Origin of the sequence: Microcoleus sp. B3-D7, assembly GCF_036705305.1 — a bacterium.
Taxonomy (GTDB): Bacteria; Cyanobacteriota; Cyanobacteriia; order Cyanobacteriales; family Microcoleaceae; genus Microcoleus.
Map to the genome: position 1 here is coordinate 61,303 of NZ_JAUBUE010000013.1, position 12,874 is coordinate 74,176.

General features: G+C 45.8%; 12 protein-coding genes. 1 reads left to right on the plus strand and 11 read right to left on the minus strand.

Going from position 1 to position 12,874, the window contains the following annotated elements; translation table 11 throughout:
- Positions 1 to 127: 127 nt before the first annotated feature.
- From QUB25_RS12065 to QUB25_RS12085, 5 genes are all read right to left on the minus strand, one after another.
- Positions 128 to 1,270: a leucine-rich repeat protein gene (locus tag QUB25_RS12065; protein WP_333183492.1), complete on the minus strand. Its 1,143-nt coding sequence runs from the start codon at positions 1,268 to 1,270 to the stop codon at positions 128 to 130.
- Positions 1,271 to 1,305: 35 nt separating this feature from the next.
- Positions 1,306 to 2,163: a leucine-rich repeat domain-containing protein gene (locus QUB25_RS12070; RefSeq protein ID WP_333183493.1), complete on the minus strand. Its 858-nt coding sequence runs from the start codon at positions 2,161 to 2,163 to the stop codon at positions 1,306 to 1,308.
- A gap of 69 nt (positions 2,164 to 2,232) precedes the next feature.
- Positions 2,233 to 3,903 carry a leucine-rich repeat domain-containing protein gene (locus QUB25_RS12075; protein ID WP_333183494.1) on the minus strand — a complete coding sequence of 557 codons (1,671 nt, stop codon included), beginning with the start codon at positions 3,901 to 3,903 and terminating at the stop codon, positions 2,233 to 2,235.
- A 187-nt stretch (positions 3,904 to 4,090) separates the two neighbouring features.
- The gene (locus tag QUB25_RS12080) at positions 4,091 to 5,125 is read right to left on the minus strand and encodes a M28 family peptidase (protein ID WP_333183495.1); all 1,035 of its coding nucleotides are present in this window, start codon (positions 5,123 to 5,125) and stop codon (positions 4,091 to 4,093) included.
- A 98-nt stretch (positions 5,126 to 5,223) separates the two neighbouring features.
- Positions 5,224 to 6,426: a Coenzyme F420 hydrogenase/dehydrogenase, beta subunit C-terminal domain gene (locus QUB25_RS12085; RefSeq protein WP_333183496.1), complete on the minus strand. Its 1,203-nt coding sequence runs from the start codon at positions 6,424 to 6,426 to the stop codon at positions 5,224 to 5,226.
- Between the two features lie 396 nt (positions 6,427 to 6,822).
- Between QUB25_RS12085 and QUB25_RS12090 the strand changes: the two genes are divergently transcribed.
- On the plus strand, positions 6,823 to 7,383 hold the full coding sequence (locus QUB25_RS12090) for a hypothetical protein (RefSeq protein ID WP_333183497.1): 561 nt from the start codon (positions 6,823 to 6,825) through the stop codon (positions 7,381 to 7,383).
- A gap of 135 nt (positions 7,384 to 7,518) precedes the next feature.
- Here the strand turns inward: QUB25_RS12090 and QUB25_RS12095 are convergent, their stop codons facing one another.
- The 6 genes from QUB25_RS12095 to psbZ form a co-directional block, all read right to left on the minus strand.
- Positions 7,519 to 7,779, minus strand: a complete 261-nt coding sequence (locus QUB25_RS12095) for a hypothetical protein (protein WP_333041423.1) — start codon at positions 7,777 to 7,779, stop codon at positions 7,519 to 7,521.
- Positions 7,780 to 7,781: 2 nt separating this feature from the next.
- Positions 7,782 to 7,967 (minus strand): hypothetical protein, encoded by a 186-nt coding sequence (locus QUB25_RS12100; RefSeq protein WP_242725046.1) that lies wholly within the window; start codon positions 7,965 to 7,967, stop codon positions 7,782 to 7,784.
- A gap of 92 nt (positions 7,968 to 8,059) precedes the next feature.
- A complete protein-coding gene (locus tag QUB25_RS12105; protein WP_333041424.1) occupies positions 8,060 to 9,547 on the minus strand; it encodes a DEAD/DEAH box helicase in 1,488 nt (495 codons plus the stop codon).
- Between the two features lie 775 nt (positions 9,548 to 10,322).
- A complete protein-coding gene (gene rimO, locus QUB25_RS12110; protein WP_333059616.1) occupies positions 10,323 to 11,633 on the minus strand; it encodes a 30S ribosomal protein S12 methylthiotransferase RimO in 1,311 nt (436 codons plus the stop codon).
- Between the two features lie 213 nt (positions 11,634 to 11,846).
- Positions 11,847 to 12,437 carry a 6,7-dimethyl-8-ribityllumazine synthase gene (ribH, locus tag QUB25_RS12115; RefSeq protein ID WP_333079415.1) on the minus strand — a complete coding sequence of 197 codons (591 nt, stop codon included), beginning with the start codon at positions 12,435 to 12,437 and terminating at the stop codon, positions 11,847 to 11,849.
- A gap of 220 nt (positions 12,438 to 12,657) precedes the next feature.
- The gene (gene psbZ, locus QUB25_RS12120) at positions 12,658 to 12,849 is read right to left on the minus strand and encodes a photosystem II reaction center protein PsbZ (protein ID WP_190735314.1); all 192 of its coding nucleotides are present in this window, start codon (positions 12,847 to 12,849) and stop codon (positions 12,658 to 12,660) included.
- Positions 12,850 to 12,874 lie beyond the last annotated feature (25 nt).

Below are 12,874 nucleotides of genomic sequence, written 5' to 3' on the forward strand. Positions count from 1 at the left end.
GGCAAAAATATCCAGGCGATTGAAATCGCAGTAACAAAAACTAAGTCCGCCTCCGCGGACTTTCAAATAATAATTAGGGTGATTTGTGTCATAATTTTGTACCTATAATTTTCCGAACAGTAAAGTTTTATGGTTGAGTTTGTGGTTCCCACTTACAGATAGACTCTGGCTTTAGAGGGCAAGTTTTGGGAGCGATCGGATTTTCGCTGAGGTAGAGTTCAGTCAGTTTAGTCAAAGATTCGAGCGGTTTGATGTCCCTGATTTGATTGTTTTCGAGTGAGAGTAAAGTCAGCTTAGTCAAGGATGCTAGCGGTTTGATATCAACGATTTGATTGTTGTTGAGCCAGAGAGTCTCTAGTTTAGTCAATAATTCTAGCGGTTTAAGGTCAGCGATCTCATTCTTGTTAAGTGATAGCCCTTCCAGGTTAGTCAAGGATGCTAGCGGTTTGATATCACCGATTTGATTCGAGCTGAGGTTAATCCCTTCTAGGTTAGCCAAGGATGCTAGTGATTTGATGTCACTAATCTGATTGCTGCTGAGGTCGAGGATGGTCACTTTCATCAAAGATGCTAGCGGTTGGATGTCACTAATTTGATTGCTGCTGAGGTCGAGCGCCGCCAGGTTAGTCAAAGATGCTAGTGGCTTGATGTCGTCAATCTGATTGCTGCGGAGGAAAAGCCCTTTCACGTTAGTCAAGGATGCTAGCGGTTTGATGTCATCGATCTGATTTTCGATGAGGACGATTTCAGTCAGGTTAGTCAAGGATGCTAGCGGTTTGATGTCGCGGATCTGATTGTTCCCGATGTTGAGCACTTTCAGGTTAACCAAGGATGCTAGCGGTTTGATGTCAACGATCTGATTGCTGCTGAGGTTGAGCAAAGTCAGGTTAGTCAAGGATGCTAGCGGTTTGATGTCGCTGATAGAACAGTTGATGAGCCGGAGAACCTTCAGGTTAGTTAAGGATGCTAGCGGTTTGATGTCGCTGATTCCTTCCTTCGTAAAGCTAATTCCTGTGATACTAGAAAGTTGGCGATCGGCCTCATCGCACTCAGTAGTTCCTGCTATTTTTAACAGCATACCAACAGTATGTTTAGCTTCTGGACTCAAAGAATCTTTTTCGCGACACCATTGAGCAAATGTTTTGTTTCCCGATCGCGTTTCTGCAGCCTTCGCCGACACTCCATTTCCAGATAATGCTAGAAGCACACAACAAGTAAGTGCGATCGACTTTGGTAAATTCATGTGTTTCTGTGCAACTATAAGTGTCATAATCTTGTACCTCTAATTTCCTAAACGGTAAAGTTTTATGGTTTAGGTAGTGATCCCCAATTGCAGATAGACTCTGGCTTTAGGGGGCAAGTTTTGGGAGCGATCGGATTTCCGTTGAGGCTGAGCAAACTCAGGTTAGTCAAGGATTCTAGCGGTTTGATGTCCCTGATTTGATTGTTATCGAGGTCAAGCGAAGTCAGGTTAGTCAAGGATTCGAGCGGTTTGATGTCGCTGATTTGATTGTTTTCGAGGCCGAGCAAACCCAGGTTAGTCAACGATGCTAGCGGTTTGAGGTCGCTAATTTGATTGTTGTCGAGTAAGAGCAAAGTCAGGTTAGTCAAGGATTCTAGCGGTTTGATGTCCCTGATTTGATTGTTCCTGAGGTCGAGCCAAGGCAGGTTAGTCAAGGATTCTAGCGGTTTGATGTCCCTGATTTGATTTCTGGGGAGGTAGAGATCAGTCAGGTTAGTCAAAGATGCTAGCGGTTTGAGGTCGCTGATTTGATTGTTGCTGAGGTTGATCACTGTCAGTTTAGTCAAGGATGCTAGCGGTTTGAGGTCGCTAATTTGATTGTTGTCGAGTAAGAGCAAAGTCAGGTTAGTCAAGGATTCTAGCGGTTTGAGGTCGCTGATTTGATTGTTGCTGAGGTCGAGTGCCGTGGGACTCGAAAGTGGCAGATTAGCCAGAGCGCACTCAGTAGTCCCTGCTTTCTGCAACAGCACCTCAACAGTATGTTTAGCTTCAGGACTCAAATCAGCTTTTTGGCGACACCAATCGGCAAATGTTCGTCTCATGTTTCCCGATCGCGTTTCAGCAGCCTTCGCAGACAGTCCATTTCCAGATAATGCTAGGATCGCACAACAAGTAAGTGCGAGCGACTTTTGTAACTTCATGTGTTTGTGTGCAACTATAAGTGTCCTAATCTTGTACCTCTAATTTCTTAAACGGTAAAGTTTAAGCATTTAATTTCGGGGTTCCCACTTACAGATAGACTCTGGCTTGAATGGGCAAGTTTTGGGAGCGATCGGATTTCCGCTAAGATTGAGCGCGATCAGGTTAGTCAAGGATTCTAGCGGTTTGATGTCGCTGATTCGATTGTTGTCGAGGTCGAGCCCCGTCAACTTACTCAAGGATTCTAGCGGTTTGATGTCGCTGATTCGATTGTTGTCGAGGTAGAGCCCCGTCAACTTACTCAAGGATTCTAGCGGTTTGATGTCGCTGATTTGATTGTTGGAGAGTGAGAGCAAATTCAGGTTAGTCAAGGATTGTAGCGGTTTAATGTCGCTGATTTTATTGTTGCTGACTCCGAGCACAGTCAGGTTAGTCAAGGATTGTAGCGGTTTAATGTCGCTGATTTTATTGTTGCTGACTCCGAGAAAAGTCAGGTTAGTCAAGGATTGTAGCGGTTTGATGTCGCTGATTTGATTGTTGTCGAGGAAGAGAAAAGTCAGGTTAGTAAAAGATTTTAACGGTTTGAAGTCGCTGATTTGAGTGGCGCTGAGGCCGAGCACAGTCAGGTTAGTCAAGGATTCTAGCGGTTTGATATCGCTGATTTGATTGTTGTCGAGGTAGAGCACAGTCAGGTTAGTAAAAGATTTTAACGGTTTGAAGTCGCTGATTTGAGTGGTGCCGAGGTCGAGCTTAGTCAGGTTAGTCAAGGATTCTAGCGGTTTGATGTCGCTGATTTGAGTGGCGTTGAGGTATAGCTCAGTCAGGTTAGTCAAGGATTCTAGCGGTTTGATGTCGCTGATTTGATTGTTGTTGAGTTTGAGCCGAGTCAGGTTAGTCAAAGATTTTAACGGTTTGAAGTCGCTGATTTGATTGCCGCTTAGGTCGAGCCAACTTAGTTTAGTCAAGGATTCTAGCGGTTTGATATCGCTGATTTGATTGTTGTTGAGGTTGAGATCCTTCAGGTTCGTCAAGGATTCTAGCGGTTTAATGTAGCTGATAGGATTTTCGCTGAGGTAGAGTTTAGTTAAGTTAGTCAAGGATTGCAATGGTTTGATGTCGCTGATTTTATTCTTGGTGAGAACGATCTCAGTCAGATTAATCAAGGATTGCAATGATTTAATGTCGCTGATTTGATTGAAGGTGAGGTCGATCACAGTCAGGTTAGTCAAAGATGCTAGCGGTTTTATGTCGCTAACTTGATTGAAGCTGAGGTTGAGAGCCTTCAGGTTAGTCAAGGATGCTAGGGGTTTGATGTCGCTGATTTGATTGTTGTAGAGGTCGAGAGCCTTCAGGTTAGTCAAGGATGCTAGGGGTTTGATGTCGCTGATTTGAGTGCCGTTGAGGTAGAGCTCAGTCAGGTTAGTCAAGGATGCTAGCGGTTTGATGTCGCTGATTTGATTGTTGAAGAGGATGAGTTCCGTGAGACTGGAAAGTTTCTGATTAGCCGCATCGCACTCAGTAGTCCCTGCTTTCTTCAACAGCACCTCAACAGTATGTTTAGCTTGAGGACTCAAAGAAGTTTTTTGGCGACACCAGTCAGCAAATGTTCGTTTGCTGTTTCCCGATCGCGTTTCTGCAGCCTTCGCCGACACTCCATTTCCAGATAATGCTAGGATCGCACAACAAGCAAGTGCGATCGACTTTTGTAACTTCATGTGTTTCTGTGCAACTATAAGTGTCATAATCTTTTACCTCTAATTTTCCCAACGGTATACAACAAAGACACTGGCTTACCATGTCCCTGCAAAACATTTATTACAAACTCTCTTAATCACCTCACTCAGGCAACTTATACTAATTTATAGGTGCGTCAATTTGCCTGATATTCTGTGCCGAGCGAGATATTTCCCCCCTGGGCACCCTACACAACTAATTGATATCAACTCCCACCAAATCTGCCACAACTTTCTCCAATCCAGCTATCACCTTCGCCGTCCGTTCCCAATCCACCTTATCGGGTGTATCTTGCGCCGTGTGATAGTAAGGATAGCGATAGGGAGCAGTATCTGTAACCATCAGCCCTGGATAACCATGTTGCCAAAAAGACCATTGATCAGACCAACCAACACCAGGAATGCCACCCGGAATTGCTGCACCTTCCGAGGGAAATTCAGCATGGCGGCGGAAAGATGCGATCGCCTCTCTAACCAGTTTACTTGAGGATGTATTGCCAATAAATCCGATAAAATTTCCTGATGTAGGATAAAACAGGTTTAAGGGTGCTGGATATTTCTGGCTGTTTTTGGCATCTGAGTAATAACCAATTGTTTCTAAACTGAGCATCGAAACAATTTTTTCATTACGCTCTCTGCATCTTTTGGCATAAACCAAACTCCCCATATCAGCAGTCCAGAAAAAAGGCGGTTCCTCATTCACAAACTCAACAAAACGCACAGTCTTTTCCGGCTTTTTACCTGCAAACATTCTCGCTAAAGCCAGCACTCCCGCCGCCCCAGTTGCGTTATCATTTGCCCCCGGACTCCCCACCACAGAATCATAATGTGCTCCAATTACAACTATTTCCTCTGCCTTTTTTTCCCCTGGAATCTCCACTTCTATGTTATAATAAAATTTATCCTCAATTTTATATCCTTGTCGTTCAACTTTATAGCCAGCAGCTTGAAAAGATGCTTCGAGAAAGTCAGCAGCTTCTCCAAGTTTTTGATATTGTATAAAGTTGCGCTCTCCGATGTCACCAGAGAGCTTTTCCACATCGCGCTGTAAAGCATCTCGGAGCGAGATTTCCTGTGCTGTTAAAGGGGGAATTTTCCCGGTGTAGCTTTTCCCTGGCATTGCAATCATACTCAACCATATCCCACTAATTAGACTAATTAAGATCGTACTAAGGATAGCGAGTCTAGTTAACGTTCTGCGATTCCATAATTCTATTTTTCCCAATAGCATTTATTTTTTATCTTTTGCTATGCTTCAGTAGTAGGGTGCGTCAGTTAGCGTTATTTTTTCAATAATCCAACAACATTTGACTGACGCACCCTACAAGTTTACACATCTGGTAACTTATACTGCCCCACAATCCGCTTAGCATATTCAGGCACATGATCCTCTAATTTCTCAGGATAATTGCGCTTCACGTACAGATAATTGCGAGTGAAATGAGAATCAATCGAAAACCGAGCATATTCCAAGCCCTTCGGCCCAATTCTCTCAATAAAAACTCCCATTAACTTCGCCGCCCACATCGGCAATGTCACTCCTTTCTCATAAGCCGGAATGCTTTGCTGAACGGCTTCTTTTCGGTTGCCCTTAGACATTACGGGCTGAGTATTTAACTGATCCGTTACCAAGTCTAACATCTCTTGCCCGGTGTCATTTCGCACTACAATCCACTGCCAGCCAAAGGGTGCGCCCATGTAGCCCACAACTAAATCTGCTAAAGAATTCACATAATCAAAACAGCTCAAACAAGAAGGAGCAAAAACATCCTTCAACTCCTTAGTATTCAAGCCAAAAAACGGCACTTTTTCTTCCGAACCATCTTCGTGTTTGAAGTGAACGTTAAAGTCTTGCATAAACTCGTAAGAAACCACTGTTTCAGGAGATCTGCTAGTCGTATCTAGGAATTTCTGCAAGCCCGCGCGGCTGACATTATCCACGCAGGGAGTTCCCAAAACGTAGAGCTTTTCTAAACCGAGTTTTTTCTCGACTGTTCGCAAGGCTTGAATTTGACAGCCGACGCCAATTACTAACAGCCGCTTCATCCCTGATTGTTCGATTTGTTCTAATACTGAAAGATTGGGAGAGAGAGTTGGTTTGTTGACTTTTGCTGCCAGAATTTCTTCGCGATTTCTAGCAATAATCGGCATGGGCTGAAAGCGGTCTTCTTTGGTATTTTGGACGCAAACAACGCCTTCTACAATTCCTTTTTCGAGCATTTCAATCGCAATTGTGCTGACGATTCCCGTCCACTGAGCACCCTCAATTGGCTCTTTTTTCCGAGCCGCCATCATGTTTTGACTGACTCCGAAATACCAATCGTCGGGATTGTCGAGATTGCGCGATCGCCCGTGAATCTCTTCTTCTAATTCCGCGATATGCTGTGTTAAGAAAGCACAAGATTCCTTGACATAATGAATGTAATATGTATCGCACAAACCGCACTCGCTGCAAAGTTCTTTAGCGGGGCGGCGGCTACCCGGTTTGAGGGCTTTGGATTTTTGGTGTTTAGTAGAATCTGTTGCGGTCATCTAAATTGCTAATTTTATCGAGATATGGCTTTTGTTAGGATATCACAGCAATTTCCGCTGATTTACCTCTTTTATTCTTTCTTTTAGTCCCGGCAGGCGGACGCAAGCTTGTGCGGAAGCAAATTCGGTTCGCCCGAAATTGGCGGTTTTCAAAGCTTAAAAAATATTAGTCAGGACTTACCTAGGTTGCCCTAGAAACCCGGTTTCTGGCTGAAAACCTCACTGTTAAACCTAAGATTTATGGTAAAAACCGGGTTTCTGTGTGTAGTTTTGGTAAAAAAAATCGGTTTCAGAGCAGCGCAGTGCGTCCAGGAGTGTGGGTGTAAGTCCTATTAGTATCAATCCGGATCGAGCGGGCGATCGCACGAATACATTGCCAAATAAAGCTATAAAAAAATGGTAAAAATATTTGTGACAACAGCCCTCGCTGGCATCATGATGAATCTCGCAATTTCGAGCTTAGGATTTGCTGCTTTAGTTCGTCCTGTTCCCGCTATGAATCAAACTGTTGCGACTCTAGAAAGAATGCTCAGTGCGACACAAAAGCCGGCCGCGCTGAACTATTCGCGCCTGGGGATTGGCGGCGTTCGGTTGGGGATGGCTGTAGAAGAGGCAAAACGCAAGTTGGGAAAACCGCAGCGCGACGAAACTAAACCTGCTGGACCTGGCATCGGCGGCAAGATTCGCACGCTAACCTACTCAGGATTGACGGTAGCTGCATGGGAGGGCAAAGTTTATTTGATTTCTGCTACCAAGCCCAAGTTCGTGACAATTGATGGTGTGAAGGTAGGAGATAACAGCCAAAAAGTTGTTAAAACTTACGGTTATGGGTCGCAATCTGTTCAGGGTGGAGCGACTCGGTTGACTTACAGCAATGACCAAAAGGCTTCTAATTTGATTTGGGAAATTAAGGGCGATCGCGTGCAAAAGATTATTGTGAGTACGCAGCTAAACTGAAATATTAAACAAGAGTTCAAAAGTCCCGCTTCATAAGTTTGTAGTAAGGATTTTAGCCCTTATTTATAAGGTTTTTTAGCTCTTCGGTGAGTTGACAGGAGGGCTTTTTCCTAATGTGCGATCGCCCGCGTCTCCTTAATCCTCTTCATCCTCATCCGACAATTTTGTCATTTCCTCAGCAACTAGCGTCTGAAAATCCTCTCCGCAGTGAACGTTGAGATGGATTGCAGCACTCATGAACTCTGCTAGAATTTCACCTTTTTGTCGATCGCTCAAATCAGGTAACTGAAGCTGGTGGATTAAAGTAATCACATTTTGACACTCAGTACCCAATTCATCAATTAACGTTCTCAGTGTAGAATTAGTTACAGAAATTGTCCGATCGCTAACTTGCATCTTTATTTACCCAATCGTTTTAAAGCTTGCTGAATTCCTTTCTCAAAAGCTCGAATTTCACTTTCCCAATGCCGGATTAAGCCTTCATCGGGAAAATCCTTCTCATATTCCAGTCTAATCTTTTCTTCATGTTCTGCAATCCGCTTGTTCAACGAACGAAGAGCTTTTTTGTGATTTTTATTCCCCATAGAGTCTCACACCCATAAAAAAAGTAGAGGTGCGATCGCGATCGCATCTCTACAAAAATTATAAATAAGGTGCACATTGTGCACCCTACAAATTAGCTGTTCTGGGGAACAGGAGCACTCGGTGCTCCAGAAAAAGTCGGCGCTGGTACAGAATTACTCGGTGCACCAGTCTTAGCCCGCTTTTTGATCAAGATTGGCTTGACGCTGTTTTCTGCACCAATCGGGGGATCTTCTTGTTGAGCGTAATCAGCGCCCATCCAAGCAGGACGGCTTTGATCGAAAGCCATTTGCAAAGCAGCAGCGGCGATCGCGTGGGAGTCGTACTCCTCGGATAACTGAGATACCAGAGGCAAGAAAGATGCCATCCGTTCGCCAGCCAAAGCTTCGCGAACTTTACCCTGCATCTTTTCCAACTGACGAGCTTCAATTTGCGCCCGTGTCGGAATGTTTCGCACCGTCAAGCTCGATCGCACGTGGCGTTCAATCAAGCGCAGTTTGCGACGATCGACCGGTTGAATCAGCGTAATCGCCGTTCCTTCGCGACCAGCCCGGCCCGTGCGTCCGATCCGGTGAACATAGCTTTCCACACTGTCGGGCAAATCGTAGTTAATCACGTGAGTCAAGTGATCCACGTCCAAACCCCGCGCCGCAATATCAGTCGCCACTACCCAGCGCACCTGACATTGGCGGAACCGATGCAGCAAGCGTTCCCGCTGTGCCTGATTCAAATTACCGTGATACTCATCAACGCTGTGACCTGCTGCTTGCAGTTGGCTGGTGAGTTCTGCCGCCGACTGCCGAGTCCGCACAAAAATCAGTGCAGATTCCGGGTCTTCCATTTCTAAAATTGGCTGTAGGGCTCTTGCCTTCGACCAGCCACGGGGAATCATGTACACGCCTTGGCTGATGCGCTTTGGCGTTGCTTTTGGCTGTTCTACGGTGACGTTGACTGGGTTACGCAAATGCCGCGCCACCAATTTGCGAATGGAAGCTTCCATCGTCGCCGAGAAAAATGCCGTTTGACGTTCTTTTGGTGCAGCATCCAAGATTTTTTCCACATCTTGGATAAAGCCCATGCTCAGCATTTCGTCAGCTTCATCCAAAACCAGCCATTTTACCTTGTCTAGTTTCAGGCTGCCACGGCTGAGCATATCCAATATGCGTCCGGGTGTACCGACAACGACGTGCACGCCGCGCTTCAAACGCTGCATTTGACGATCGATCGATTGACCGCCGTACACTGTCAGAACTTGCAGAGAGCGACCCACTTTTACCGGGCCGTCGCTGCTGATGCCGCTCAAATCACGGATGGCTTCAGTTACTTGCATCGCCAATTCGCGAGTCGGCGTCAGCACCAATGCTTGCACCGCAGTTACATCTAAATCAATCCGCTCCAAGATGGGCAACGAGAATGCTGCCGTTTTGCCTGTCCCTGTTTGGGCTTGACCCACAACGTCGCGACCTGCTAGCAAGTGTGGAATTGCTTGTACTTGGATGGGAGTAGGTTCTGTAAAGCCTAGTGTTTCCAGATGGAGAACGAGTTCTTCCGAAAGACCTAAGCCTTCAAACAATAAATTCATTAATGCTCCTAATAACGAGTCTTAGCCTTCTAAGTTGCCCAACTCGGATGCGGATTTCTGCTCTAGGGCAGGAACTCATAAGAGTTCTTTATGGTGCTGCGCCTGCGCGCACCTTCTTAAATAGCAATCGAGTATAGGGCAGCTCCGTCGATGGTGACTAAATTTACCAATTCGACAGCCGTCTTTGATTTTGTGACATCACCGATACCAACCGCCAGGGGTCGGGTTATAGGCTTCCAACATTCTTAAAACAGGACATTGGACTTCCTTTGAGGTACTTGCAAGCTTTCCCTCTTAGGCATTTTATAGTGAGGATCATGACCAGCCCCACTTCACTACTCATGTAGTAACAGGTTGTTTGGTTCAGGCGCTATCCCGCAATCCGTCGCCTGCGGGATTGAGCGGGGGATGGGGCGACCGTTACCGCCTATCCATCTCAACACTCTTTCGGGATACCGTTGTGGTGTAGGGCGGACGGCGAAGCAATCTCAAATTATCCCCGCTTATTTCTGGCTTGTTATCATCATAACTCTTTACATTCAGAAACAAAACATTAAATTCGTTAAAATTTTCCGATGTTCTGTAGAGATTACCGCACTCCGACGGGGAGGGTCGATTGCCAGATAGGGGCTAAAAAAGTTTAGAACCCCTTTGCTACATATCTTTGCACAATTGTGTACTAACCGTTACTTTTGCTGCACAATCCGCTAATCATTTTTGGCTCGTGTCCGGTTTTTGTTCGCCACACCGCCGATCGCGACAGTTCCAGCAATACTTACACTTGACCGTAGAGGTCGTAGACATCTGCACCAGTAATTTTCACAGATACGATTGAACCCAGCCGCGCTTCTCCTGTGACGTAGACGAGTCCATCTACTTCTGGGGAAAACCGAGCGGATCTACCAATCAACTCGCCTGTCTCTGGTTGTTCTTGTTCTATCAGGACATCAACTACCTGACCGACAGACTCTTGATTCTTCTTCAATGATATAGGTTGTTGTGCCGCCATTACCGAATTGCGCCGCATTTCCATTATTTCTGCAGGTATTTGCTGGGGCAAGCTGAAGGCTGGGGTTCCTTCTTCTGGCGAAAATACAAAAACTCCTACGTGATCGAATTCGTGGCGCTTGACAAATTCCAGCAAGTGTGCTGCGTGTTCGTCGGTTTCGCCGGGGAAGCCGACAATAAAAGTTGTCCGCATCACGGCGCCGGGAAGTGCTGCTTTGAGCCGATCGACTATGGCATCATTGATCCCAGCTTGAAAAGGCCGATTCATCGCCCGCAGAATTTCCGGGTGCGAGTGTTGCAGGGGTAAATCCAAATACGGCAAAACGTTTGGTGTTTCGCGGATGGCTGCGACAACTTGCGGAGTCAAACCTGTAGGATAGGCGTAGTGCATCCGAATCCAAGGTACATCTACTTCGCCCAAAGCGCGCAGTAGTTCGGCTAGTTTCGGTTCGCCATAAATATCTTTGCCGTAGTTGGTGGTAATTTGAGAAATTAAGATAATTTCCTTTACCCCTTCGGAGGCTAATTGCTTAGCTTCGGCGACGATAGATTCGATCGTCCGCGATCGTTGATTTCCGCGTAAGTGCGGAATAATGCAAAATGCACAGCGGTAGTCACAGCCTTCTGCTATTCGCAGATACGCGACACCTTCCGATGTGGTGCGGTAGCGGGGAGTAGTTTCGTCAGCGATGTAAGTAGGTTCTGAAGAGACGAGGGAAACTCGATCGCCCTTTTCCACCTGCTGCATAACATTGACTATTTTGTGATAGTCGCCAGTGCCGACAATTGCGACTGCTTCGGGCAATTCGTCCAGCAATTCCTGCTGAAAATGCTGTGCCATGCAGCCGGTGATGACTACTTTTTTATTAGCTTCGGCCAATTCTACCAAGGTGCGGACCGACTCTTCTCGCGCAGCTTGGATAAAACTACAAGTATTGACTACAACATAATCAGCTAATTCTTCATTAGAATCCACTTGATAGCCCGCTTGAGCCAGCAAGCCAATCATGTGTTCGGTATCGATGCGATTTTTTTCGCAGCCGAGGTGAGTAAATGCGATCGTTGGCTTCGTTGCCATGCAGTAATAGTTAGTGTTGCGCTATTTCTAAGAACATTTTATGATATCACACTCATTGCCAATTGGCAAGATATTGGTCTAATTTGTCGATCGGCTGCGACCAGTGGAACTTTTACCTTGGGGGCGGGCATAATCACCACCCCACAAGAGTTTGAAGATTTTTCCCGATGCAAATCTTGATGCTTTTCACCTAAAAAATACTGCTAGCCCAACTTACGTGGGGATTTGATCCGACGATACATCAGGGGCGATCGCCAGATTTGCTTCACCCGAAAGCACTTGAGCAGCAGATCCACTAGCTAAGTGACCATAAGAGTGTGCGCCCAAACCCTTAACTTGGCGCATCAAAGTGCCCATTTCCAAAGCACTCATCGCATAATTCCAGCCCAAATTGCTTTTAATTCCAGCCCTTTCCAAAGCTTGCTGCATCGTGTCAGTCGTCACCACCCCAAAAATCACCGGCACTCCTGTCTGAAAAGCAGCAGCAGCAATTCCCTTAGCAACCTCACCAGCCACAAAATCGAAATGAGGAGTTTGGCCCCGAATTACCGCACCCAGACAAATTACCGCATCGTAGCGGTGAGAAAGAGCAGCTTGGCGTGCCACCAAAGGAATCTCAAAACTTCCTGGTACCCAAAAAAAGTCCACTTGAGAGCCATGAGGATTAATATCAACCCCGTGGCGTTTCAAACAATCTTGACATCCCTCCAAAAGTTTGTTAACCACCAAATCGTTAAAACGACCGATGACTATAGCAAATCGCAAAGATTCGGTGTGAGTAAAAGTTCCCTCGAAAACAGTCATAGTGCTCTAGTTTAGATTTTAGGTTTTAGATTTTAGATTTTTGTTTGTGAGAAGGCAAAAGTCAGAAAGCAGCAGCATCTCATCTGAATCTCAAGTGCAAAAACATACAGGGTCGCGCGGTCTGGAAAATTCCTAGCTTCTGCCGAATGCCTTTCAATCGCTGGTAAATGCCTTCAGCCTTCTATCTTTTACCTTCTTTCTTCGAGAGAGTTGGGTGAAATTAAACGACTAAAAAGTTCAATACACCCACTGCAATAACCAGCAAAAACCAGAGACCGGACCCGACATAAATCAGGGATTTAGACTGATTCCAGTTTTGGGGAGAGGCATAAGCAACTGGCACGCCAACGACCATCACAAAAGACAGCAGTACCAGACCCAGTAAAACCACTTGAAACAGAATTGATAACATCTTTTCTCCTTTCGATATAACCGTG

Excerpts from the sequence above, each read along its gene's own strand:
- QUB25_RS12065 (WP_333183492.1), bottom strand. The coding sequence starts at position 1,270 with ATGACACTTATAGTTGCACAGAAACACATGAATTTACCAAAGTCGATC.
- QUB25_RS12070 (WP_333183493.1), bottom strand. The coding sequence starts at position 2,163 with ATGAAGTTACAAAAGTCGCTCGCACTTACTTGTTGTGCGATCCTAGCA.
- QUB25_RS12075 (WP_333183494.1), bottom strand. The coding sequence starts at position 3,903 with ATGACACTTATAGTTGCACAGAAACACATGAAGTTACAAAAGTCGATC.
- QUB25_RS12080 (WP_333183495.1), bottom strand. The coding sequence starts at position 5,125 with ATGCTATTGGGAAAAATAGAATTATGGAATCGCAGAACGTTAACTAGA.
- QUB25_RS12085 (WP_333183496.1), bottom strand. The coding sequence starts at position 6,426 with ATGACCGCAACAGATTCTACTAAACACCAAAAATCCAAAGCCCTCAAA.
- QUB25_RS12090 (WP_333183497.1), top strand. The coding sequence starts at position 6,823 with ATGGTAAAAATATTTGTGACAACAGCCCTCGCTGGCATCATGATGAAT.
- QUB25_RS12095 (WP_333041423.1), bottom strand. The coding sequence starts at position 7,779 with ATGCAAGTTAGCGATCGGACAATTTCTGTAACTAATTCTACACTGAGA.
- QUB25_RS12100 (WP_242725046.1), bottom strand. The coding sequence starts at position 7,967 with ATGGGGAATAAAAATCACAAAAAAGCTCTTCGTTCGTTGAACAAGCGG.
- QUB25_RS12105 (WP_333041424.1), bottom strand. The coding sequence starts at position 9,547 with ATGAATTTATTGTTTGAAGGCTTAGGTCTTTCGGAAGAACTCGTTCTC.
- rimO (WP_333059616.1), bottom strand. The coding sequence starts at position 11,633 with ATGGCAACGAAGCCAACGATCGCATTTACTCACCTCGGCTGCGAAAAA.
- ribH (WP_333079415.1), bottom strand. The coding sequence starts at position 12,437 with ATGACTGTTTTCGAGGGAACTTTTACTCACACCGAATCTTTGCGATTT.
- psbZ (WP_190735314.1), bottom strand. The coding sequence starts at position 12,849 with ATGTTATCAATTCTGTTTCAAGTGGTTTTACTGGGTCTGGTACTGCTG.